Raw genomic sequence first — 23,491 nt, forward strand, 5'->3', positions numbered from 1 at the left:
AGGTCGTGATACCGAGTATCGAGGAGTACGATACCTGGTGTCACGAAGGAGCATCATGAGCACCGAAGCCTCCCCCTTCCCCGGCGAGCGCGTCTCGTCCTACGACATCACCGGACGGCAGGACAGCGACTACTACGCGGTCTTCGCCGACATCCCCGCCGCCGACCGGGAGGCCTGGGACCGCGCGAAGGCGTACGTCGACGAGGTCGCCCCGCCGATGGCCGAGGCCTGGGATCGCGCCGAGTACCCGCTCGACGCCGCCCGCCGCATGGGTGAGATGGACCTCGTCGTCGACGGCGTCGACCACCCCGCGCTGACCCGGCTCTCCCCGCTCGCCGCGGGCCTGGTCAACATGGAGATCTCTCGCGGGGACGGCTCGCTCGGCACGATCCTCGCGGTGCAGGGCGGGCTCGCGCTGCGGACGCTCGCCCTGTTCGGCTCGCCCACCCAGCAGGACCGCTGGCTCACGGCACTCGCCGACGGCTCGGTGCTCGGGTCCTTCGCCCTGACCGAGCCCGACCACGGCTCCGACTCCGTCTCGCTGGAGACCGTAGCCCGCCGCGACGGGGACTCCTGGGTGCTCCGCGGTGCCAAGAAATGGATCGGCAATGGAGCCTCGGGCGGGATCACGTTCGTCTGGGCGCGGGTCGAGGACGAGTCCGCCGCCGAGCACGGGGCGGTGCGGTGCTTCCTCGTCGAGCAGGACACCCCTGGATACACCGGCACCGTGATCCGCGGGAAGGCCTCCCTCCGCGCGATCCATCAGGCCCACATCCGCCTGGACGACGTGCGGGTGCCGCTGGACGCGGTGCTGCCGGGGACGAAGAGCTTCAAGGACGCCTCGACGGTGCTGTACGCCACCCGGTCCGGGGTCGCCTGGTCGGCGCTGGGTCACGCGACGGCCTGCTACGAGGCGGCGCTGGCCTACGCGAAGCAGCGCGTGCAGTTCGGCAAGCCGCTCGCGAAGTTCCAGATGGTGCAGGAGCGGCTCACGCACATGCTGGAGGATCTGACGGCGATGCAGCTCTACTGCCGCCGCATGGCCGATCTGGAGCAGGCGGGGGCGCTGCGGCCGACGCAGGCCTCGCTCGCGAAGTTCCACAACACCCGGGCGGCCCGTCGGATCGCCGCGACGGCGCGGGATCTCCTCGGCGGCAACGGCATCCTTCTGGAGAACGGCGTCATGCAGCACATGGCCGACATCGAGGCCATCCACACCTACGAGGGCACCGAATCCGTCCAGGCGCTGCTGCTCGGCCGCGACATCACCGGGATGAGCGCCTTCGCCTAGCCTTCGAATCGCTCACTGTGCGGCGTTCGGCGGCCGGATGCAGCGAAGTGCGCGACTCGAAGCAGAGGAGGCGGTCGCGGTCGTCCCACGGGTCGACGGGACGGAAGCCGCGGGACGTGTAGAGCCGGATCGCGGCGTCGCGCCAGTCCCAGACCGACAGCCGCACCGCGCCCTCGGCCGCCGCCAGGACGGCGTCGAGCAGCGCGGAGCCGACGCCGCGGCCGCGGACCGCCGGATCCGCCCAGAGTCGTTTGATCTCGGTGTACCCGGCATGCGGAAGAGCGATCACCACGCCGACCGGAGCCCCGTCGAGCTCCGCCACGAGCACCCGTGCTCCGGCGTACGCGCTCGCGGGGTCACGAAGCTCCGGCAGGTATCGCTCGGGGAGTTCGCCCTCGGGCTCCGCGGGGTCACCCAGGACGTCGTGTTTCTCCTGCTCGGTCTGCCGGAGATACGTCGACACCGCGGCACCGACGAAGGCCGCGTCACCCGGCCAGTCCGCCTCACGGACGGTGACGCCGCGCCGCGACGCGGAGGCGGCGGGCATCAGTCGCAGCCGCACCCGCCGGCGGGCGTCTTCACCATGAAGCACACGTCGCACACGCCGTAGTCGCGCTCGACGGGCTTCGGACTCGCGGGCGTGCGCGGAGCAGCGGGGGTGCGCGGCGTCGACGAGCGCTTGGCCTTGACGGGCACCTGCGGGGCGAACGTGCTCGGGTGCGTGACGTAGAAGTACGGCGCGCGCCCCTCGCTGGGCTGCAACCGGAGGCGGGTCGAGCCGACGGTGACGACCTCGTCCTCCGTGAAGCCGTTGGTGTACGTGCGGCCGATGTGCAGCGCCGCGCCGTCGCGGCGGATCGCCTCGATGTAGCGACCGCGATCGATCAGCGAGGTCACCCCCACGGCCTCGACGATCTCGGTGATGAACGCATGGTTCACCGGATCGATGCGGTGGGCGCGCAGCGCCTCGGGAAGCGAGCGGTACGGACGGGAGGTGCCGGCGGGGGTCGGGCCCTGGACTTCATTCATCCCTTCCAGGATCGCACGGCGCAACCCCCTCCGCCGACCGCGGGCTCGCGTGCGAGACTGGCCGCATGGCACTCGCGACGATCATCGGATCCGGACCGAACGGCCTCGCGGCCGCCGTCTCCCTCGCCCGCGCCGGCTACCGTGTCCGCGTGCTCGAGGCGGCGGACACGGTCGGCGGCGGCCTGCGCACCCAGGAAGCCACCCTCCCCGGCTTCCTTCACGACGTGTGCTCCGCCGTGCACCCCGCCGCCGTCGCCTCGCCCTTCTTCCGTGCGTTCGGGCTCGACGAGCGGATCGAGTGGATCCGCCCCGAGATCTCCTTCGCCCATCCGCTGGACGGAGGCCGTGCCGCCATCGCCTGGCGCGACATCGAGCGCACCGCCACCGGGCTCGGCATCGACGGGGACGCGTGGCTGCGCCGACTCCGCCCCCTCAGCACCCATATCGACGGCGTCACAGACTTCACCGGGAACCAGCTCCTCCGTCTCCCGCACGATCCGATCACCGCCGTCCGCTACGCCATCCGCATGCTCGATCAGGGCACGCCGCTCGCGCGCGCCGCCTTCCGCACCGAGGAAGCGGCAGCGCTCATGGCCGGAGTGGTCGCGCACGCGAACTCCCCGCAGCCGACGCTCGCCGGCGCCGCGGCCGGACTGCTGCTGGCCGGACTCGCCCACGCCGGGGGCTGGCCCTACCCCCGCGGAGGCTCGCAGGTGATCGCGGACGCCCTGATCGCCGACCTCGAGGCCCACGGCGGCACGATCGAGACGGGCGCCCGCATCACCGACCTCACCACGCTGGACTGGGGCGACCCCGACCGGGGAGACGTGCTGCTGCTCAACACGTCCCCCCGGCTCGCGCTCACCCACCCGGACATCCCGGCCTCGTACGCGCGCGCCCTCCGCGGCTACCGCTACGGCGCCGCGGCGGCCAAGGTCGACTTCGCGCTCGACGGACCCGTCCCGTGGGCGAACGAGCACGTGCGGAGCGCCCCGACCGTGCACGTCGCCGGGACGAGGGACGAGGTGTGGAACAGCGAGAACGCCGTCGCCGTCGGCCATGTGTCCGAGCGCCCCTACGTCCTGGCCGTCCAGCCCTCGCTCTTCGACCCGACGAGGGCGCCCGACGGCAAGGCCGTGCTCTGGGCGTACATCCACGTGCCGAACGGCTCCGACCTCGACCCGACGGAGCTCATCACCGCTCAGGTCGAGCGTTTCGCGCCGGGATTCCGCGACCGGATCCTCGCCCACCACGCGGTGCCGGCCTCCTCTCGCGAGGCCATCAACCCGGCCGAGATCGGCGGCGACATCTCCGGCGGCGTCTTCGACATGCGTCAGGCTCTGCGCCGTCCCGTCCTCTCCCCCGCCCCGTGGCGGACGCCGATGCCGGGCATCTATCTCGCGTCGGCCTCGACCCCGCCCGGCCCCGCGGTCAACGGCATGGCCGGATGGCACGCGGCGCACACCGTGCTCCGGGACGCGGGCACGCCCGCGGAACTCGGCGACCTGTTCGGCTGACCCGACCCTTTCCCCCGCCCGCCGCCCGGTCCAGGATGGGTACATGCGCTACGAGATCCCGGCCCCCATGCTCGCCAAGGCCGTCGCGGCCGTCCCCGATCCGGACAAGACGCCCGGCGGTCTGCTCTACGAGCCGAAGTGGGACGGCTTCCGCGGCCTCATCGCGTGGGACGGCGAGACGGTCGAGATCGGGTCCCGCGGGGCGAAGCCCCTCACCCGCTACTTCCCGGAGCTCGTCGACGCGATCCCGCAACTGCTGCCCGTCCCCTGCCTGCTCGACGGCGAGATCGTCGTGGCGACGGGTCCGCATGGCGCGCAGCGCTTGGACTGGGAGGCTCTCAGCCAGCGCATCCACCCGGCCGCCTCCCGCGTCGCGAAGCTCGCCACCGAGACCCCGGCGATGTTCATCGCCTTCGACCTGCTGGCCTCCGGGGAGGACGATCTGCGCGACCAGTCGTTCGAGACGCGGCGGGCACGACTGGAGACGCTCATGGAGTCCGTGGAGCACCCGCTCCACCTGACGAGGACCACCCGCGATCAGGACGCCGCCGTCCGCTGGCTGGAGGAGTTCGAGGGCGCGGGGCTCGACGGTGTCGTGGCCAAGCCGCTGGCGCAGCCGTATGCGCCGGGAAAGCGCACCCTGTTCAAGATCAAGCACGCGCGGACCGCCGACGTCGTCGCCCTCGGCTACCGCATCCACAAGTCCGGTACCGGCGTCGGGTCGCTGCTCGTCGGGCTCTATGACGCCGACGGCGCCCTGCGCCAGGTCGGCGGCGTCGCGGCGTGGAGCGACGCGAAGCGGAAGCAGCTCGTGGAGGAGCTCGCGCCGCTCGTCGAGCGCGACGAGGACGGCGCGGCCGTGACCGGCGAGGGTGAGCGGTCGCGGTTCAGCGGGTCGAAGGATGTCTCCTTCGTGCGGCTGCGTCCCGAGCGGGTGTTGGAGGTGCGGTACGACCAGCTCGAGGGCGCCCGCTTCCGCCACACGGTGCAGTTCGAGCGGTGGAGGCCGGACCGCGACGCCCGCTCCTGCACGTACGACCAGCTCGACACCGTCGACGGCTACGACCTCGCCGACGTCCTGAGCTGAGCGCTCTCAGTCGTCGACGGGGTTGCCGTCGGCGTCCCAGTTCGCGGCGTTCTTCTTGCTCGGCTGCACGCGGGGCGGCTCGCCCGGCATCTTCGGGAACTCCGGCGGGAAGGGCAGCTCCCCGAGGCCGTTCGCCGTGTCGCGCTCCCACCACTCCAGGAGCGTGTCGATACGTCCGGGCTTCGCCTGCATGTCGGCCCACGGGTCGCCGACCTCGTCGAGCCGCTGCGGGACGGTCCGCACGGTGAAGCCGCGGGGGTCGAGATCGTCGAGCTCCTCCCAGTGCACGGGCGTCGCGACGGTCGCACCGGGGAGGGCTCGCGGACTGTAGGCACCGGCCATCGTGCGGTCGCGGTTGGCCTGGTTGAAGTCGACGAAGAGGCGCTCGCCGCGCTCCTCCTTCCACCAGTTCGTCGTGACCCGGTCCGGCATCCGGCGTTCGAGCTCCCGGCCGGCGGCGATCACGGCGTGCCGCACGTCGAGGAACTCGTGGGTCGGCTCGATCGGGGCGAAGACGTGCAGGCCGCGGTTGCCGCTCGTCTTCGCGAACGCCTCCAGCCCGGCTTCCCGCAACACCTCCCGCAGAGCGTGGGCGGCGGGGACGGCCTCGGCGAACCCGGTGCCCGGCTGCGGGTCGAGGTCGATCCGCAGCTCGACCGGGTTGTCGGAGTCGGTCGCCAGCGATGCCCACGGGTGGAAGACGATGGTGTTCATCTGCACCGCCCAGACGATCGCGCTCGTGCGGTTCAGGACGATCTGGGGATGCCGTCGGCCGCTGTTGTACGTGACCGTGACGGCGTCGACGAAGTCCGGTGTGCCCTTCGGCGGATTCTTCGAGAAGAACCCCTCCGGCCGCGGTCCTCCGGGCGTCCCCACGCCGTCCCGGAAGCGCTCCAAAGACACCGGGCGGTTGCCGTTCGCCGAGAGGAACGGCACCGACACGAGCTGCGCGTACTCGGCGAGCTCGGCCTTGGTGATGCCGAGGTCGGGCCAGACGATCCGGTTCGGGCTGGAGAGCGCGACCTCACGCTCTCCGTCGGTGTCGGAGACGGTCAGGGTCACGCGTTCTGAGGCCATGCTCCGACCCTAGGGGGCGGTCACGACCCGCGGAACCCCCGGCAGGCCCGCGGTGTCCGCGCGCCGTCAGTCCTCGATCCGCACCGCGCGCACGAGTACCGGAGCGAGAGCATCGCGCTCCACCACGATGGAGGGCCCTGCGGAGTCGATGATGACGCCGGCCATCTCGGAGTGGCTGGAGAGCACCTTGGCGAGCTGCTCCGGCTCGAACGGCAACGGACGGTCGCCCCGGCCGAGCGCGATGACCTCGAGCGGGTGCGAGAAGAGCTGGAGGAAGCGACGGCCGTCGGCGGTCTGGGCCTCGGCGATGCCGACCTGGCCTGTGCCGGATCCGTCGTTCACCGCCACCCACATGCGCGTCGTGGCGAGAGCCTCCCCGACCTTGACCGGCGAGTCCTGCTCCCGCGGCGCCGCGAGCAGCGCCTTCACGGTCATGTCGACGTCCGCCTGCTCCAGCGTCTTCTGCAGGAGCTCCGTCGGAAAGACCACGCGGTGCGGCGCCGACGCGTTGTCGATGATGAGACCCGCGAAGTCGCCGGAGACGACCTGCTGCATGACCGAGGTCGTCGGCTGGGCGACCGCTGAGGTCGCGGACGGGTCGGCTTCGAGCTGCACGGAGTCGCGGACGGCGGCCGCCGAGCTGAACGCCAGCATGAACTGCCGCTCTCCATCGCGCACGACGGCGACGGCCAGCGGCTTGCCCTCGCTGATCTGCGCACGGGCATCGCCGTTCACGCGGATGTAGAGGTGACCCTGGAGGGCCTGGCGGAGGACCCCGAGGAGCTGCTCGTTCGAGGCCCCCGCCTCGATCTGCGCCAGGGACTCGCGCAGGAGGACGTTGTCCTTCATCCCCGCCACGGTCTCGGTCTGCTCCGGCGGGAGCGCGGGAGCGAGCGGGAGCTTCCGCTCGGCCGCCGGTGCCGCGGGCTCCGCGGTGGAGCTCGGCGGCGTCGGCGCGGCAGCGGGCGCCGCGGCTGCCGCCGCGGCCTCCGGATCCGGAAGCGCGACCTCGGGCCCGGCTTCGGCGCCGACACCGCGGAACGCCTGCACCGAGATGCCGACGGCGGGCGATGCCTCGACCGTCGGAGCCTCCCCCTCCTCGGTCGCCGTGCTCGCGTCCTCCTCGGTCTCGGCCACCGGACCGGCGGAGGGGGTGGGAGCGACGGCGTCGTCGCCGGACTTCTTGCGGCGGGAGAAGAGGGCCATGGGAGCCAGCCTAACCGTGTCTCCCCGCCCTCTTCGCCGTGACGTCAGAGCTTCTGGATCGGCGCGACCTTGATGAGCAGCTTCTTCTGCCCGGCGGTGTCGAACCGGACATGGGCGATGCGCTTGGCCCCTTCGCCGGTGACGGCGTCGACCCGACCCTCACCGAAGTCGTCGTGGCGGATGCGGTCGCCGGCGGCGAGCTCGAGGTCGCCGTTGTCACGCATCTTGGCGGTGACGCGGTTGGGGATCTTGTCCATCGCCGTGGAGAGCGGCTTGAGGGACTCTCGCGGCAGGGCCTTCACGCCGAAGCGGTCGCCGGAGCCGCCGGAGCGACGGGCGTTCAGCGCCCGCGACTGCATGCCCCCGCGGGAGTTCACGTCGCCCGGGGACTGTCGCCAGTCGATGAGGGAGGCCGGGATCTCCTGCAGGAACCGGCTGGGCATCGCGACCGTCACCTCGCCGAACTGCGCGCGGGTCATCGCCAGGGACAGGTGCAGACGCTTGCGGGCGCGGGTGATGCCCACGTAGAACAGGCGCCGTTCCTCCTGCGGGCCCCCGGGCTCTCCCGCCGAGATGCGGTGCGGGATGAGGTCCTCCTCGACGCCGGTGACGAAGACGGCGTCGTACTCCAGGCCCTTGGCGGTGTGCATCGTCATGAGCGAGACCGACCCGGATTCGTCGTCGAGGTCGTCCGCATCGGAGACCAGCGCGACCTCGGTGAGGAAGTCGGTGATGGTGCCCTCGGGGTTGTTGCGCGCGAAGTCGCGGGTCACGGCCACGAACTCGTCGAGGTTCTCCACACGGGCCTCGTCCTGCGGGTCGCGGCTGGCACGCAGCGCGTCGAGATAGCCGCTCTTGGAGAGCAGCAGGCTGAGCCCGTCCGCCACGGAGGTGGGCGGCGGCACCTCCCCCGTCGGCGGGAGCATGATCGCCGTCGCCTCGGCGAGCACGGCGTCGAGCTGGGCGATGGCGGCCTGGATCTTCGGGCCTACGCCGAGCTGGCCCGGCAGCGACAGGGCATCGCGGAAGGAGATCCCGTGCTCCTCGGCGAAACGGGCGATGGCGGTCTCGGTGACGTCGCCGATGCCGCGCCGCGGCTTGTTGAGGATACGGCGCACCGCCATCTCGTCGGCCGGGTTCGCGACCGCCACGAGGTAGGCCAAGGCGTCCTTGATCTCGGCGCGCTCATAGAACTTCGTGCCGCCCATGATCTTGTACGGCACGGCCGAGCGGATGAAGATCTCCTCCAGGGCGCGGGACTGCGAGTTCGTGCGGTAGAAGACGGCCATCTCGGAGTACGGCATGCCCTTGCGGTGCAGGGCCTCGATCTCGTCGGCGACGAACTGCGCCTCGTCGTGCTGCGAGTAGCCGGTGAAGCCGATGATCCGGTCGCCCTCGCCGCGGTCGCTCCAGAGCTTCTTGTCCTTGCGGTCGAAGTTGTTGCCGATCACCGCGTTGGCCGCGGAGAGGATGTTCTGCGTCGAGCGGTAGTTCTGCTCGAGCAGCACCACCTTGGCACCGGGGAAGTCGCGCTCGAACTCGCTGATGTTGCGGATGTCGGCCCCGCGGAAGGCGTAGATCGACTGGTCCGAGTCACCCACCACGGTCAGCGACGCCCCGGCCTCACCGGCGCCCGGTGCCGGCTCGGGGTCGGGCTCGAAGATCATCATGCCGTTGGCGGCATACGGCTCCGGTGTCGCACCGACGCCGGACACCGGACGGGTGAGCTCGTGGATGAGCGCATACTGCGCGTGGTTGGTGTCCTGGTACTCGTCGACGAGGATGTGTCGGAAGCGGCGGCGGTAGGTGTCGGCGACCTGGGGGAACGCCCGGAACAGGTAGACCGTCTGCCCGATGAGGTCGTCGAAGTCGAAGGCGTTGGCCTTCTGGAGCTGCCGCTGGTAGTCGGCGAAGACCTCGACGAAGACGCGTTCGGCCGGGTCGCTCATGTTGGCCTGGCGGGCATAGGCCTCGGCGTCGGAGAGCTCGTTCTTGAGCTTGGAGATACGCCCCTGCACCGCCGCCGGGGTGAGGCCGTAGGCATCGGCCTCGTGCTCCTTGACCAGCCGCTTGATGAGGGCGCGGGAGTCGCCGGAGTCGTAGATGGTGAAGTTCTTGGTGAATCCGAACTGCTGCGCCTCGCGGCGGAGGATCCGCACGCACGCGGAGTGGAACGTCGAGATCCACATCCCGCGCGCGGCGTCGCCGATGAGCCCCTCGACGCGCTCGCGCATCTCGCCGGCGGCCTTGTTGGTGAAGGTGATGGCGAGGATCTGGCTCGGCCACGCTTCCCGGCTGCGCAGGAGCGAGGCGATGCGACGCGTGAGCACGCTCGTCTTGCCCGAGCCGGCGCCGGCGACGATGAGCAGCGCGGGGCCGCGATAGGTGACGGCCTCGAGCTGCTGGGGGTTGAGGCCGGCGAGGAGGTCGTCCTGCGCGGGGGCGCCGGAGGAGCGGGGGCCGACGGAACCGGGGACGATGAGAGGGGCTTCGGTCATGACCTCTCGAGTCTAGGCGGCGGCACCGACATCGCGGTCCGCGTCGGCGGAGGGGTGCAGGCGACCGCCCGCACCCCTCCGCCCGATCAGGCGGTGCGCTTCCGACGGCGCAGCGCGAGGGCCCCGGTCGTGAGGAGCATCAGCGCGAGCGCGGTGGCGGCCACCGGCAGGTCCGCTCCGGTCGCGGCCAGCCCCGCGCCCGCGGCGGTGACGCGCAGGTCGGCCCAGCCGAGGAGCGTCCCGTCCGCCGCGTAGACGGCGATGCGGTGCGCGCCCAGCGGGGCGTCCATCGGAACGGTGACCGTGAGGGCCCCCGTCGCGGAAAGGGTCCCGGCCGCCAGACGGACCGGGTCGGAGTACAGCCAGACCTCCGCCCGCGCTCCCGCGGCATCCGCGCCGACCGAGACGGTGACCCGCTGCCCCCGTGCGGCCACCGCCGGATCGACGGTGACGCCGTGGCGGTTGCCGTCCACGAGCTCCGTGCCGGGGAGCGGCGGGTTCTCCCCACCAGGGTTCTCGCCGCCGGGGTTCTCCCCACCGGGGTTCTCGGCGCCTGTGCCGCCCGGCAGCGTGCCGGTGCGCAGCGCCTCCGAGGCGAAGCCATCGGCGAACCACCACACCGGACGCTGTCCGTCGACCGCGAGCGACGCGGGAGCCGTGGCGAAGCCCTCGTTGTTGATATCGGGCATGCCGGCGGGCCGCGCGTAGTGGGCGATCCCGGGCCGGGCGGTCCCGTTCAGGGTGAGCTCGGCGGAGCGGCCCTGGCAACCGTCGTCGCACACCGCCCACAGGGTGCCGCGGAGGGCATCCCAGTCGAGCGCCATGACACCGGTGAGTCCCGGGGCGATCTCGGAGACGAGCGTGGCCGTGCCGTCCGCGGCGAGCGCGAAGGCGTAGACGTGCCCGTTGTCCTCCACCGCGACGAAGAAGAGGCCGTCGCCGTGTCCCGGATGCACGGCCGGGTCGTAGGCGGTTCCGGTGGTGTCGTCGAAGAGCTTTCCGGTCAGCGCGGTGTCCGGCACCCACTGCACGGCCTCGATGCCGAGGTTCGCACCGACCGCCGGGAGCATCGCCGTGAGATCCCATTCCCGCTGCGCCACGAGATCGTCGGCCGCGGCGTCCGGGTCGACCTGCAGCAGCACGTTCTCGTTCACTCCCTTCGCGCTGTTGTCGCGCTCGGAGGCCACGTAGACCACACCCTTCCCGTCGACCGTGATGCCTTCCGTGTCCGGCCCTGCGGCGCCCGGGTTCGCGGCGTCCTTGGCGAAGCGCACGCGCTTGCCCTCGTCCCAGCCCGCGGCTTTCTCCACCGAGCCGTCCGCATGGGCCTCGAGCTTCCAGATGCGCCCCTCGCCGTTGTCCACGGCCCAGAGGAACACCCCGTCCGCGGTCTCCTGCACATCGAGGCCGGAGCTGTCCTCGAGGAACGTCGGCACGTCGTCGAGCACCCGCACCTCGGCCGACCCCGGCCAGGTGCCGACCGCGACCTCGCCGGCGCACACGTTCGGCGCGCCCTTCGTGGGCCTCGCGGTCGCCGCGAAGGTTCCCGTGGTGTCAGGGCACCGGCCCCAGGAGGTCGGTGCATGGCCCTCGCCCCAGGCCGTCTCGTCGATGAGCAGATCACCGTCGAAGAGGCGGACGGCGTCGCCCGACCCCAGCCCGAAGCCGAGGGCCGAACGCTCGACGACGAAGAAGCCTCCGGCCGGGATCGTCGTGCCGACCGGAACCGTGTAGGCGTGGGCGTCGTCGTCGTCCTTCACGACGACGCCACCGATGTCGAGCGAGGCGCCGGTCGGGTTGACGAGCTCGATCCAGTCGTCCGGCGCGCCGCCGTCCGACTCGACCTCGTTGATCCGCACCGGGTTCCCGCAGGCGTTGCGCTGACCCTTCGTCGCCGCCGGCGCGTCGATGAACGTGCCCGTCCCGTCGGCACAGCGCGCCCAGACGCCGTCGGCGTGCGCGGTGTAGACGTGCTCGTCGATCGTGAGACCGTTCGCATCCCGCAACGTCACGGTGTCGCCGTTGCCCAGCCCGAAGACGAAGTCGGTGGGCTGATCGAACACCCGGTATCCGCCCGGGGGCAGCAGCGTCCCCGCCGGCAGCGGCGTCGTCTCCGAGGCGTGTCCGACCGGATCGCTGTCCATGACCGTCCACCCGGACAGGTCGACCGCGGTGCTGCCGGTGTTCACCACCTCGACCCAGTCGGTCGCGTCCCCGTTGGACTCGATCTCGTTGATCGCGACATCAGGGAGGACGCACGAGTTCGCCGCCCCGGGGGTCGCATGGGCGAGCACGAAGGCGCCGACGCCGTCCGGGCAGCGCGCGAGCGTGGCGGCGGCGAAATCGCCGTCGATGGCCGCGTGCCCCTCCCAGGGCTGCGTGTCGTCGATGAGCGCGCCCGCGGTGTCGAAGAGGCGGATCCGGTCGGCGCTGCCGATCCCGATCGGGTCGCGGAACGCCGTCTCGACGCCGTCGACGAGTCCGATCGTGCCCTCAGCGACGACGAGGAACGCTCCTGGTTCGATCGTGGTCCCCGGCAGGAAGCGCCACCGGTGGTCGTCGGAGTTGTCCCGGATCTCGTAGCCGGAGACATCGAGCGCCTCCGTCCCCGGGTTGTGGAACTCGACCCAGTCGGCCGGCTGCGAATCCACCTCGTTGACGCGGATCGACCCCGCGACCGTCGCGACCTCGCAGTCGTTGGGCGCGCCCGGCGTCGCCGCCGTGGCGTGCGCCCAGGCGCCCGTTCCGTCGGGGCACCGCGCCCAGACCGCCAGCGGCGCGGTGTTCGCGTAGGCGTAGGAATCGATCTCGACCCCCTCCGGGTCGTGGAGGACGACCTCGTCCCCCTTGCCGAGCCCGAAGGCGAAGTCCACGTCCTTCACCAGCACGAGGAACGCGCCCGGCGCGAGCACCGTCCCGGCGGGTGCCGCGCCGTAACTGTCGCGCTTCTCGTCCGAGACCCGCCAGCCGGTGAGGTCGACCGCCGCCGATCCCGCGTTGTAGAGCTCGATCTGATCGGCGAGTCCGGTCACCGCGTCGTCGTACACGATCTCGTTCAGCACGAGACCGGCGTCGGCCGCCGCCGGTACGACCTCAGCCGGAGAGGCGGCGCCGGAAGCGGCGACGGGGGCGGCGAGCAGGGCGGCGGCGCTCAGCGCGCACGCCGCAGTGACGGCCGCCACGGAGTGCAGTCGGGGCATGGGGGCTCCTGGAAGAAGGCTCGACTGAGCGCAGACGGGTACCCGCTCAGATCACCGCCGCCACATGGCCGCCCGACGACACGTCGGTGGACGGCCGGTGAACGCCAGGTGGCGACTTCCGCCCGCTCTCCCCGTCAGGCGATGCGTGTGCCGGGCGGCAGCCGTCGCGCCGGCGTCCGTGTGCGAGCCCACGCTCCCGCGAGCAGCGCCCCGGCGAGCACGACCTGCACCCCGAGCCCCACGAACCAGCTGGGCACGGTCTCGTCGATGACTTCCTCGGCTGTCTGGGAACCGCTCTCCGGGTCGCAGTCGTCCCAGCGCTGCTCCAGCGGCGAGAGCTGCGCGCTGCGGACACCCCACTTGATCTGCCCGTACAGATCGACCGGATAGCCGTCCTTGCTGAACTCGGTGGGGGTCGCGTCGGCGAGCACGACGAACGGGTTGGCGGCGAGCGCCCACCACACGAGGTCGAACCGCGGCGCCTCGTACGTGTAGCTGTCCCAGCTCTCGCAGTCCACGTTGCCGTTGCTGTCGTACGGCCGGCTGTAGCTCGTCGCCTCGCTGCGCACCGCAAGGCCACCGAGGGCGAAGACGATGATCGTGCCGATGACGAGCGCCGAGACCACGAGGTAGGTCGACGCGACGGAGAAGAGCGGTCGGGCGATGAGGCCACTCAGCCCGACGCCGATGGCGGCGACGATGACGATCTCCGCGGCGAGGATGAGCAAGGCCACGAACAGCACGACCGGCTGGGTCCCGCCCGCCAGCAGCGACGCCGCGAGGAACGGCACCGCCACCAGGAGGAACGCGCCACCCGTCGCGATCGCCGCCAGCAGCTTGCCGAGCATGATGTCGCCGGTGGACGCCGCGGTGACCTGGATCGGCGCGAGCGTCGCTGCGTCCCGGTCGCCGTTGATGGCGTTGCCGCTGAGCGTCGGCGAGACGAGGACGACGAGCAGCAGGACCACGTTGACGACGATGGACGACACGCCGGCCCCGACGTCCTCCCCCCAGGAGTACACGGCGAATGACAGGCCGGTGACCCCGAGGAGCACGAGCGCGAAGACCCCGAGGAGCACGTACCAGCCGACGCTCCGCAGCCGCTGGGTCAGCTCCAGGCGCGCGATGACGCCGATGTTCGCGAGGCTCATGCTCCGGCCTCCGTTCCGTGGGGCGCCGCAGGCGGCGGGGGTGGGTTCCGGAGCGCGAGGAACGTGTGCTCGAGATCGCTTTGCGCGGGAGCGAACTCCACCACCGGCAGACCGGCCTCCACGAGACGGCGCAGCGACTGGGCGGCCGCCTCCTCTCCTGCCAAGCCGACGAGGACGCCTCCGCGGTCGACGGCGAGGGAGTCCGGAGCGAGACCGAGGGTCGAGGCGACCTGCCACGTGTCCGCGTTCAGGCGCTCGGGTGTCGCACCGGCGATCCGCACCCGCCACGCGCGGACGGTGCTCTGCGCGGGTGCGGCATCCACGACAGCGCCGCCCACGAGGAAGACGGCGTCGTCGACGACCTCCTCGAGCTCGGACAGGACGTGGCTGGAGATGAGGACCGTGCGCCCCTCAGCCGCGAAGCGTCGCAGCAGCACCCGCAACTGCACGCGGGCCTCGGGGTCGAGACCGGAGGCCGGCTCGTCGAGGAGCAGCACCTGCGGGTCGTGGACCAGGGCGCGGGCGAGGCCGAGCTTCTGCTTCTGCCCGCGAGAGAGCACCTTCGCGGCGGAATCCGCGAGCTCCCCCAGGCCGACGAGCCCGAGGAGGTGCTGCGCCCGCCGCTCCGCGTCCGCGCGGTCGATCCCGTAAAGCCGAGCGGTGGTGACGATCGTCTCGCGGGCCGTGAGCGAGGGCCAGGCGCCCAGAGCGTCCGGCATCCACCCCAGCACCCGGCGGGCGGCGAGCGGATCGGCTTCGGGGTCGACGCCGCCGATGCGGATGGAGCCGCTGTCGGGGGCGAGCAACGAGGCGAGCATCAGGAGCAGGGTCGACTTGCCCGCGCCGTTCGGGCCCACCAGGCCCGTCACCTTTCCCGCCTCCGCGCGCAGCGTGGCCCCTCGCACGGCCTGCACGTCCCCGAACGCTCTGCTGACGTCGTCCACCACTATTCCGGTCATGCGGTCAGTCTGGCATCGCAGCGGGTCGGCGCCGGGGACCTCCGGGCGGATCCCCAGCCGCGCCGCTCTCCGGGTGACACAATCGCTGTATGCGCACGATCCTCAACATCATCTGGGTCATCCTCGCGGGCTGGGCGCTCTTCCTCGGCTACGTGCTGGCCGGCCTGCTGCTGTGCATCCCGATCGTCACGATCCCCTGGGCCATCGCCTCGTTCCGCATCGCCGCCTACGCGATCTGGCCGTTCGGCCGCGAGGTCGTCAGCAAGCCGACGGCCGGCGTCGGGTCGTTCCTCGGGAACGTGCTCTGGGTCATCCTCGCGGGGTGGTGGCTCGCGCTCGGCCACATCGTGTCGGGACTGGCGCTGTGCATCACCATCATCGGCATCCCCATGGGTATCGCCGACTTCAAGATGGTCCCGGTGTCGCTCATGCCGCTCGGCAAGGAGATCGTCTCCACCCGTCAGGGCGCGTTCGACCGCACGCTCTGACCCGGCGGGTCAGCCGCGGAAGAACGCGACGCCGAGATCGGGGTGGTCGACGAAGACGCCGTCCACGCCCTGCCGGGCGATCACGTCCCACTCGGCCTCGTAATCCCCGAACGCCGTCTTGCCTCCGGGTCCGCGGTACGGCGCCGCGAGGAAGCTGTTCTCCGGGCGGCAGGTCCACGTGAAGACGGTCAGGCCGCGGGCGTGGGCATCGGCCACCAGGGTCGTCCCCGGCACGAGGAGCATCTTCTTGTCGACGCTGATCCCGTCCACCTGCCCGACCAGGCGGTCGAGGTTCTCAGGAATCACCGTCTCCGGGTAGCTCAGGGCCGTCGATCCCTCTGCGACGAGGAGGTCGTACGGCTGTCCCGCCGCCTCGATCAGGTAGACGAAGCTCGCATCGATACCCTCGGCGCGGAGCTGCCCGAGCACGGTCGACTCGAAGCTCTCCAGGATGAGCGGCAGCTCCCCCGCCGCCCATCCTGCATCCCGCAGCTCCTGCGCGATGAGGGGCGAGAGGTCGAGCCCGATGCTCGCGAAGTGGGTGGCGTGCTTGACCTCGAGCACCACGCCGATCTCCCTGCCCTGCGCCTCTGCTGCCGCGCGCACCAGGTCGAGGACGTCGCGCAGGCGCAGCATCGGCTCGGCATCGTCGAAGGAAGCGCTGGCCGCCCGGACCTTCGGCAGCCGCTCCCGGCACCGCAGCGTGGACAGCTCCGCCCAGGTGAAGTCCTCGGTGAACCACCCGGTCAGCGCGGCGCCGTCGACGCGCCTCGTCGTGTGGCGGTCGGCGAACTCCGGGTGATCGGCGACGTCCGTGGTGCCGGAGATCTCGTTCTCGTGCCGCACGACCAGGACGCCGTCCTTGGTGGCGACCACGTCCGGCTCGACGGCGTCGACCCCCGTCGCGAGGGCGAGCTCGTAGGACGAACGGGTGTGCTCTGGGCGGTAGCCCGGCGCACCGCGATGCCCGATGACGAGCGGGGATTTGCTGGGCACGCTCACAGCGTAAGGCACCCCGGGAGTGTCGTCGCGCGGGTATCGTGGAGGAAAGCGACCTACGACCCCCCTTTGGAGTGAGGCCCACCTGATGAGCAACTTCGCTTTCAACAATCCTGCTTTCCAGCAGCAGGACCCGCGCAACGTCGCGACCTACCCGGGCGCCCCCCAGGGTGCTCAGGGCGCCCAGGCCGCGTCGCTCCAGCACGGTGCGATGGATGCCGCCGCCAACGCGCAGCTCGAGGGCATGTACGCCGCCCCCGCTGCCGGCTCTCTCGAGACCGACCGGATGTCCGTCGAGGACACCGTGTGGAAGACCGCCGGCCTGTTCGGCATCCTCCTCGTCACCGCCGCCATCGGCTGGGTGCTGACCCTGGGCGGCATCACCGTCCCCGAGCGCGACCCGTACAGCGACTACGCGCCCAACCTGCTGCCGTGGATCGTCGGCGCACTCGGCGGTTTCGTGCTCGCGATGGTCATCACCTTCACGTCGCGCAAGAAGGTCCGCCCCGCGCTGATCTTCGCCTACGCCGCCTTCGAGGGCCTGTTCATCGGTGGCATCTCCTCGTACTTCGAGGTGCTGTGGCCGGGCATCGTGTTCCAGGCGACTCTCGCGACGGTCTCGGTCGTCGGCGTCACCCTCGCGCTCTTCGCCAGCGGCAAGATCCGCGCGTCGAAGAAGGCCACGAAGATCTTCATGATCGCGATGATCGGCTACCTGGTCTTCTCGCTCCTGAACCTCGTCCTCATGTGGACCGGCGTTCTGCCCCAGGACCAGGCGTTCGGTATGTACAGCGCCGAGATCATGGGCATCCCGCTCGGCCTGATCATCGGCGTCCTCGTCGTCATCATGGCGGCGTACTCGCTGGTGCTCGACTTCGACCAGATCCAGCAGGGCGTGCGCAACGGCGCGCCCCGCACCTACGGCTGGCTCGGGGCCTTCGGCATCATGGTCACGGTCGTCTGGCTCTACGTGGAGATCCTGCGGATCATCGCCATCGTCCGCGGCAGCGACTGACCGCCGCCGCGCACCAGAGGCCCGTCTCCCTGCGGAGGCGGGCCTCTTGCCATATGTCGGAGGGACCGCGCAAGGGGTTGGCACGCGATCCCGCAGCCGGGCACTGTGGGTGTCACGAAGCCCCGGCACCCCGGGGCTCCCGACCCAAGGAGCTGACCATGAGTTTTCTCGGCTTTCTTCTTCTCGGCCTCATCGCCGGAGCCATCGCGAAGCTGATCCTGCCCGGCAAGCAGGGCGGCGGATGGTTCATCACCCTGCTGCTGGGCGTCGTCGGCGCCCTGCTCGGCGGCTGGCTCGGCAGCCTCATCCTCAACCGTCCGCTCACGGAGTTCTGGGACCTCGGCACCTGGCTCCTCGCCATCGGCGGTTCGATCATCGTGCTGCTGATCTACGGCTTCATCGTCGGCCGCGGTCAGAAGGTCAACGACTGACGCAGACCCACTCGACGCGACCAGCGTCACCCACGCCCGTCCCTCACGGCTGCGAGAGCATCCGTGAGGGGCGGGTCTTTTCATGGGGCTGAAACTTCTCAGCCCGTGACACCGCGAGACTTGCGTATCAGGAGTCCGCGCTCACGGTCGTTGCCCGCCAGGCCCGCGGCGACGGCGAACTCGCTGCGCGCCTCCTCCTCCCGTCCGACTCGGCGCAGCACCTCGCCGCGCGTGGCCGGGAGGAGGTGGTACCCGCGCAGCGCCCCGGACGCGGCGAGCTCGTCGAGCAGGCGCAGGGCGGAGGCGGGTCCGGTCGCCATCGCCACCGCAGCCGCGCGATTGAGCTCCACCACGGGCGACGGCGCGATCCGGCCGAGCGCCTCGTAGAGGACCACGATCCGATCCCAGTCGGTCTCGTCGAGGGACGGGGCCACCGCGTGACATTCGGCGATGGCGGCCTGCAGACTGTAGGACCCTCGACCGCGGCCCATCCCGTCCGCCGTCGCCAGGGCAGCTCTCCCCCGCGCGATGCGACTGCGGTCCCATCGCCGACGATCCTGGTCGGCGAGCAGCACGTGATCGCCGTTTCGGTCGGTTCGCGCAGGGAAGCGCGCCGCCGTGAGCTCCATCAGGGCGAGCAGCCCGTGCACCTCCGGCTCCCGGGGCAGCAGAGCGGCGAGCACCCGGCCGAGCCGGATCGCCTCCTCGCTCAGCTCCGGCCGCATCCAGTCCGGACCGCTGCTGGCCGCGTGCGCCTCGTTGAAGATGAGGTACAGCACTCCGAGGACCGCGCCGAGACGGGCGGCGCGGTCCTGTCGCGGCGGCACCTCGAACGGCGCGTGCGCGGCCGCCAGCGTCTTCTTCGCGCGCACGATCCGCTGCTGCACGGTCGCCGTGGGAACGAGGAAAGCGCGGGCGATCTCCTCGCTCGACAGACCGCCGACGACGCGCAGCGTGAGCGCGACCTGCGCCTCCTTCGAGAGCACCGGGTGACACGCGATGAAGACGAGCCGCAGCACATCGTCGTCCACGGCATCCGGGTCCCACGGCAGCTCCGGTTCGTGCACCTGCTCGTGTGCGAGGTCGTGCGCGATCAGGGCGAGGCGGTCGTCCAGCCGTTCCCGGCGGCGCCATGCGTCCACCGCCTTCCTTTTCGCCACGGCCGTGAGCCACGCCGCGGCGTTGCGCGGAACCCCCTCGGCGGGCCACTGCCGCAGGGCATCGACGAGGGCCTCCTGCGCGAGATCCTCCGCCAGGCCGAAGTCGCCGACCGTCCGCGTCAGGGTGCCGACGATGCGCGCCGCCTCGATGCGCCACACCGCCGCGACGGCCCGCTCGGCCGTCTCCTGTGCGGAGGCGGCCGAGGCCGTCGTCGACTCTTCGGGAGCGTCCATCAGCGGACCGGCGTCAGGACTGCTCGGCGCGACGAGCCTGCTCCTCACGCCAGCCCGCCTCCTTCTCGATCCACTCGTTGTCGGCAGGGAAGTCCTCCGGCCCGGTCACCCGGCGCACCTCGAGGAAGGAGCCGGCCCCCAGCGGCGCACGGCTCGCCCATTCCGCCGCTTCCTCGCGCGACGAGACCTCGATGATCCAGAAGCCGTTGAAGAGCTCCTTCGTCTCCCCGTAGGGGCCGTCGGTGATGAGCGGCTTCTCGGCACTGAAGTCGACGACGAAGCCCTCGGCCGCGTCGGTCAGGCCCTCACCCGCGACGAGGACGCCCGCCTTCATCATGGACTCGTTGTAGCGGCCCATGGCCTCGATGACCTGCTCGAAGGGCATCTCTTCGTAGGCCGCCACAGCGTCGTCGGTCGCGCGCATGATGAGCATGAACTTCATGATGTTCTCCTTGTTCCGAAGGGTCGTGTCTCGACCCTCTCATCACAGACGTCGAACGGGAACAGCGGAGATCGACATCGCGACGGAAGTTTTTCGGAGCTTCTCCCCGCGATCGATTCGGCATAGAGTTTCAGTTCACCTGCTTTCAATGGAAATGTTTTCCACACCGAATGAGGACTCGATGAAGAGACGCATCGCCGCCACTGCGGCGGCCGCCCTGCTCCTGCTGGCACTCCCGACGGCCGCAGGAGCGGCCCCGGATGAGGAGCCGCTGACCCGCTATGTGAAGGATGCCTCCGGCGCCTACGGCTACGGCACAGAGCCCGTGTACACCTACCCGGGATCCGGCGAGCAGGTCGCGATCCCCACGGCACTGACGCCCGAGACCCGGCGCTTCTCCAGCGCCTGGGTCGGCACGATCGGCAATCTGAATTTCGGCAAGCCCGCGGACGCGGCGGACTTCGACGCCCGCTATGCGACCGTGCTCGACGACTTCGCCTCCTGGAACATGAACGCAGTGATCTTCCAGGTGCGTCCCCTGCTGGACGCCTACTACCCCTCGGCGCTGAACCCCTGGTCCGAGTTCCTCACCGGCACCCAGGGCGCCGATCCCGGCTACGACCCGCTGCAGCGCATGGTGGAGGCCACCCACGCGCGCGGCATGGAGTTCCACGCCTGGCTGAACCCCTACCGCGTGACCAATGCGAAGATGACCTCCCCCGCGATCCTCACGGCGCTCGGCCTGACCGCGGACGAGGTGATGGCGCTCTCCATCCCGCAGTACATCGCGGCGCTGAATGACGCCGGCATCCTCGCCGACAACAACTTCGCCGTGCAGCACCCCGACTGGGTGCTGTCCTTCGAGGAGAAGCTGTTCCTCGACCCCGGTCAGCCCGAGGTCCCGGCCTCCGTCGCGGCCACGGTCGCCGAGATCACCGAGAACTACGATGTCGACGCGATCCACTTCGACGACTACTTCTACCCGTACCGGATCACGGTCGACGGCCAGAACGTGTTCTTCGGCGCGCAGGGAGAAGACCGGGCCACCTTCGAGGAGTTCGGCCTCACCGCCGGCTATCCCGATACGGCGGACGGCATCGAGGCCTGGCGACGTGACAACATCACCGGCCTCATCACTCTCGTCGGCGACGCCGTCGACGCCGGCAACGCGGCACGCGGCACCGCTGTCCAGCTCGGCATCAGCCCCTTCGGAATCTGGGAGCACGAGGCGCTGGACCCGGCAGGCTCCCACACGCCGACGACCTCGTCGCAGACGTACAGCCACGCCGTCTTCGCCGACACCCGCGGCTGGGTGCAGGACGAGTTGATCGACTACATCGTGCCGCAGATCTACTGGAGCTTCGACCAGGCCGCCGCCCCCTACGGGGAGCTCGCGCAGTGGTGGAGCGACGTGGCCGCGGGCAGTCGCACACAGGTCTACGTGGGGCACGCGCTCTACAAGCACGTCAACAACGGCGGCTGGGAGCCGGCCTGGATGAACCCGGAGGAGGTGCCGAACCAGATCCGGTTCAACCAGAAGCTCGACGGCATCGAGGGCAGCGTCCTGTTCAGCTACAACGACATGAAGTCCAGCGACCTGAGTGTCCTGCCGGCCGACCAGCAGCCCAAGCACCAGACCAAGAACACCGCGATCGACCTGCTCGAGAGTGAGGCCTTCGCCCACCCCACGCTCGTCCCCGCCAAGCCGTGGCTGTCCGACGGCCGGGTGACCGCTCCGGGATCGCCCGTGGTCGTCGACGGCGAGCTCCGCTGGGAGGCCGGCGACACCCAGGAGGCACGCCGGTACGCGATCTATCGCGGTACCGGCGACCCCGCGCAGGTCGTCGCCACGCCTGGCACCCTGGTCGACACCGTCTGGGCCGGCGGCACGACATCGTTCCGCTATCCTCTCCCCGTCGACACCGCAGCGGCGCGAGCCGCGGCGGAGACCTGGGTGGTGACCGCGCTGGATGCGGCCGCCGTCGAGAGCGCGCCGGTGGCCGCCGCGATCGACGAGCCGGTGGACCCGACCGATCCCGGAACCCCGACGGATCCGACGGGCCCCGGTACCCCGGAGACTCCGGATTCCCCCGACGATGAGGACGCCGCGTCGCCGAGCAGCGGAGCCTCCCGCGAAGGGGGCGGCGATCTCGCCGCAACGGGCGCTGACGCGCCCATCGCCGCCCTGCTGCTGGGTGGCCTGCTGCTGGCGGCCGGCGCCGTCACCGTCGGCGTGACCGCGCATCGGCGTCGCACGCGATGACGCACGCGACCGCCGGGTGTCGCTCACGACCTCCCGGCGGTCGATCGCGGCGAGCGCATCAGCGCCGTGACGGAGCCTCCACGACGGCAGCGATGACGGTGGACAGCGCCTCCACCGAGCGCTCCGGACTCCACGCCGAGGCGACGGCCGGCGCCTCGGCACGAAGCGCCGCCAGGCGCTCCGGATCGGTGAGCAGGTCCCGCAGCGCGTCTCTCAGGGCCGCGACGTCGCCCGCGGGGACGAGGACACCGCCCCCGGCGCCGAGAACGTCGCGGATGCCATACCGCACGTCGTAGGACACCACGGGCGTGCCGTGCAGGAGCGCCTCGACGATACCGAGCGGCTGCCCTTCGAACGCGGTGGACGTGACCAGGATCGACGCCCGGTCGAGCACCGTGGCGGGATCCGTCGTATAGCCGCACAGCCGGACACGGTCCGCGGCGTCGAGCTCGGCGATCAGCGCCGCCAGCCGTTCCTCTTCCGCGCCGGTGCCCCAGATCTCCATCCGGGTGCCGGGCACATCCGCGGCGACGAAGGCACGGATGGCGTGATCGATGCGTTTGCCGCCAGCGAGGCGGCCCAGCACGACGACGAGTCCGTCCTCGCGCAGGTCGTCCCTGCGCTCGACGGGGGCGATCGGATTCGGTACCACGACGTGATTCGCCCCGTCACCGAACCGCGCCACGACGTCGTCACGCTGCGTGTCCGTCGGCCAGATGACGGCGTCGAAGCGGTCGGCCACCCGGAACCAGCGCGTCCAGAGCGTGTTCATGCTCGCGTCCGGCGTGTAGGGCGCCTCGACATGAATGGTGTGAACGGGATGCACGATGCGGACGCGGGGATCCGTCCAGTCCGCCACCAGCTCACCGAGCTGGCGGGATTCGCAGATCACGACGATCGGGCGGTCGCTCAGCGGCGCGGTGAGATGGGCGAGCCAGGCGCCGTAGAGACCGCGGAAGCCGTGCAGCGCACCGACGACCGCTCCGCTCTCGTCGTACACGAGGACCGGCTCATCCGTGAGATGCCAGTCCGGATTCCCGGGGATCACCGGCAGTGCGGCGAAGGGACGCCCGGCGGAGTCCGCGAGGACGCGGTACTCCACGTCGGGATCCGCCGTCACCGCGGCGTCGGCGGCGTCTCGGAGCCACGAGGCGGCGCCGCCCTGCGAAGCGACGGCCTCGTCGAAGAGGTTGCGCAGCCGATCGGGGGCAGTGACCGCGCCCTGCTCGGCGAACACCCGGCGATGCTCGTCGTGAGCCTCGGCGGTTCCCGGGTCGAAGGTCAGCAGCTGCGGACCCTCACCCTCTCCCGCCCCGGCAGCCGCCAGCAGCCGGGCGCGCGCGAGCGTGGCGATCGTATAACCACCGTCCAAGCCCGGGATGAGGCGGCTGGACAGCACCAGATACTCGGCGTCCGGAAGGCTGGGCGCCGAGACCGGGGGCAC

General features: G+C 71.1%; 19 protein-coding genes. 7 read left to right on the top strand and 12 right to left on the bottom strand.

Annotated elements, in window-relative coordinates; translation table 11 throughout:
- The first annotated feature begins 55 nt into the window (after window positions 1–55).
- Window positions 56–1,291 (top strand): acyl-CoA dehydrogenase family protein, encoded by a 1,236-nt coding sequence (locus CYL12_RS08115; protein WP_101847112.1) that lies wholly within the window; start codon window positions 56–58, stop codon window positions 1,289–1,291.
- On the opposite strand, the gene CYL12_RS08120 is transcribed toward CYL12_RS08115, so the two are convergent.
- Together CYL12_RS08120 and CYL12_RS08125 are read right to left on the bottom strand one after the other, a co-directional pair.
- Complete coding sequence (locus CYL12_RS08120; protein ID WP_101847114.1) at window positions 1,266–1,838, bottom strand: GNAT family N-acetyltransferase; 573 nt, start codon at window positions 1,836–1,838, stop codon at window positions 1,266–1,268. The genes CYL12_RS08115 and CYL12_RS08120 overlap by 26 nt on opposite strands.
- Window positions 1,838–2,320 (bottom strand): hypothetical protein, encoded by a 483-nt coding sequence (locus CYL12_RS08125; protein WP_101847117.1) that lies wholly within the window; start codon window positions 2,318–2,320, stop codon window positions 1,838–1,840. The genes CYL12_RS08120 and CYL12_RS08125 overlap by 1 nt, the downstream gene beginning before the upstream one ends.
- A 65-nt stretch (window positions 2,321–2,385) precedes the next feature.
- Between CYL12_RS08125 and CYL12_RS08130 the strand changes: the two genes are divergently transcribed.
- Together CYL12_RS08130 and CYL12_RS08135 are read left to right on the top strand one after the other, a co-directional pair.
- Window positions 2,386–3,837, top strand: coding sequence for a phytoene desaturase family protein (locus tag CYL12_RS08130; protein WP_101847120.1), 1,452 nt, complete (start codon window positions 2,386–2,388; stop codon window positions 3,835–3,837).
- 43 nt (window positions 3,838–3,880) lie between these two features.
- Complete coding sequence (locus CYL12_RS08135; RefSeq protein ID WP_101847122.1) at window positions 3,881–4,924, top strand: ATP-dependent DNA ligase; 1,044 nt, start codon at window positions 3,881–3,883, stop codon at window positions 4,922–4,924.
- 6 nt (window positions 4,925–4,930) lie between these two features.
- Here the strand turns inward: CYL12_RS08135 and ligD are convergent, their stop codons facing one another.
- The 6 genes from ligD to CYL12_RS08165 all read right to left on the bottom strand — a co-directional run bounded on the left by ligD (window position 4,931) and on the right by CYL12_RS08165 (window position 15,015).
- Window positions 4,931–6,001 (bottom strand): non-homologous end-joining DNA ligase, encoded by a 1,071-nt coding sequence (gene ligD / locus CYL12_RS08140; protein WP_101847124.1) that lies wholly within the window; start codon window positions 5,999–6,001, stop codon window positions 4,931–4,933.
- 66 nt (window positions 6,002–6,067) lie between these two features.
- Entirely contained in the window at window positions 6,068–7,207 is a 1,140-nt protein-coding gene (locus CYL12_RS08145; RefSeq protein ID WP_101847127.1) for an SseB family protein, read from the bottom strand.
- 44 nt (window positions 7,208–7,251) lie between these two features.
- Window positions 7,252–9,705, bottom strand: coding sequence for an ATP-dependent helicase (locus CYL12_RS08150; protein WP_101847129.1), 2,454 nt, complete (start codon window positions 9,703–9,705; stop codon window positions 7,252–7,254).
- Window positions 9,706–9,791: 86 nt separating this feature from the next.
- Window positions 9,792–12,905: a lamin tail domain-containing protein gene (locus CYL12_RS08155; protein WP_101847131.1), complete on the bottom strand. Its 3,114-nt coding sequence runs from the start codon at window positions 12,903–12,905 to the stop codon at window positions 9,792–9,794.
- A 134-nt stretch (window positions 12,906–13,039) separates the two neighbouring features.
- Window positions 13,040–14,056 carry an ABC transporter permease gene (locus CYL12_RS08160; protein WP_101847133.1) on the bottom strand — a complete coding sequence of 339 codons (1,017 nt, stop codon included), beginning with the start codon at window positions 14,054–14,056 and terminating at the stop codon, window positions 13,040–13,042.
- Window positions 14,053–15,015 (bottom strand): ABC transporter ATP-binding protein, encoded by a 963-nt coding sequence (locus CYL12_RS08165; protein ID WP_101847135.1) that lies wholly within the window; start codon window positions 15,013–15,015, stop codon window positions 14,053–14,055. The genes CYL12_RS08160 and CYL12_RS08165 overlap by 4 nt, the downstream gene beginning before the upstream one ends.
- Before the next feature lie 89 nt (window positions 15,016–15,104).
- On the opposite strand from CYL12_RS08165, the gene CYL12_RS08170 reads away from it, so the two are divergent.
- On the top strand, window positions 15,105–15,503 hold the full coding sequence (locus CYL12_RS08170) for a YccF domain-containing protein (RefSeq protein ID WP_025103758.1): 399 nt from the start codon (window positions 15,105–15,107) through the stop codon (window positions 15,501–15,503).
- Window positions 15,504–15,512: 9 nt separating this feature from the next.
- Here the strand turns inward: CYL12_RS08170 and CYL12_RS08175 are convergent, their stop codons facing one another.
- Entirely contained in the window at window positions 15,513–16,499 is a 987-nt protein-coding gene (locus tag CYL12_RS08175; RefSeq protein WP_101848730.1) for a glycerophosphodiester phosphodiesterase family protein, read from the bottom strand.
- A 91-nt stretch (window positions 16,500–16,590) separates the two neighbouring features.
- Between CYL12_RS08175 and CYL12_RS08180 the strand changes: the two genes are divergently transcribed.
- A complete protein-coding gene (locus CYL12_RS08180) occupies window positions 16,591–17,517 on the top strand; it encodes a Bax inhibitor-1/YccA family protein (protein WP_101847137.1) in 927 nt (308 codons plus the stop codon).
- A gap of 158 nt (window positions 17,518–17,675) precedes the next feature.
- Window positions 17,676–17,948, top strand: a complete 273-nt coding sequence (locus CYL12_RS08185; RefSeq protein ID WP_101847139.1) for a GlsB/YeaQ/YmgE family stress response membrane protein — start codon at window positions 17,676–17,678, stop codon at window positions 17,946–17,948.
- Window positions 17,949–18,046: 98 nt separating this feature from the next.
- On the opposite strand, the gene CYL12_RS08190 is transcribed toward CYL12_RS08185, so the two are convergent.
- Entirely contained in the window at window positions 18,047–19,342 is a 1,296-nt protein-coding gene (locus tag CYL12_RS08190; RefSeq protein WP_101847141.1) for an RNA polymerase sigma factor, read from the bottom strand.
- Between the two features lie 13 nt (window positions 19,343–19,355).
- Window positions 19,356–19,784 (bottom strand): YciI family protein, encoded by a 429-nt coding sequence (locus CYL12_RS08195; RefSeq protein ID WP_101848731.1) that lies wholly within the window; start codon window positions 19,782–19,784, stop codon window positions 19,356–19,358.
- Window positions 19,785–19,965: 181 nt separating this feature from the next.
- Between CYL12_RS08195 and CYL12_RS08200 the strand changes: the two genes are divergently transcribed.
- Entirely contained in the window at window positions 19,966–22,047 is a 2,082-nt protein-coding gene (locus CYL12_RS08200; protein ID WP_158297124.1) for a glycoside hydrolase family 10 protein, read from the top strand.
- Window positions 22,048–22,105: 58 nt separating this feature from the next.
- Here CYL12_RS08200 and CYL12_RS08205 read toward each other — a convergent pair whose 3' ends face one another.
- Window positions 22,106–23,491 carry a glycosyltransferase gene (locus CYL12_RS08205; RefSeq protein WP_101847145.1) on the bottom strand — a complete coding sequence of 462 codons (1,386 nt, stop codon included), beginning with the start codon at window positions 23,489–23,491 and terminating at the stop codon, window positions 22,106–22,108.

This window comes from Zhihengliuella sp. ISTPL4, assembly GCF_002848265.1.
Taxonomy (GTDB): Bacteria; Actinomycetota; Actinomycetes; order Actinomycetales; family Microbacteriaceae; genus Microbacterium.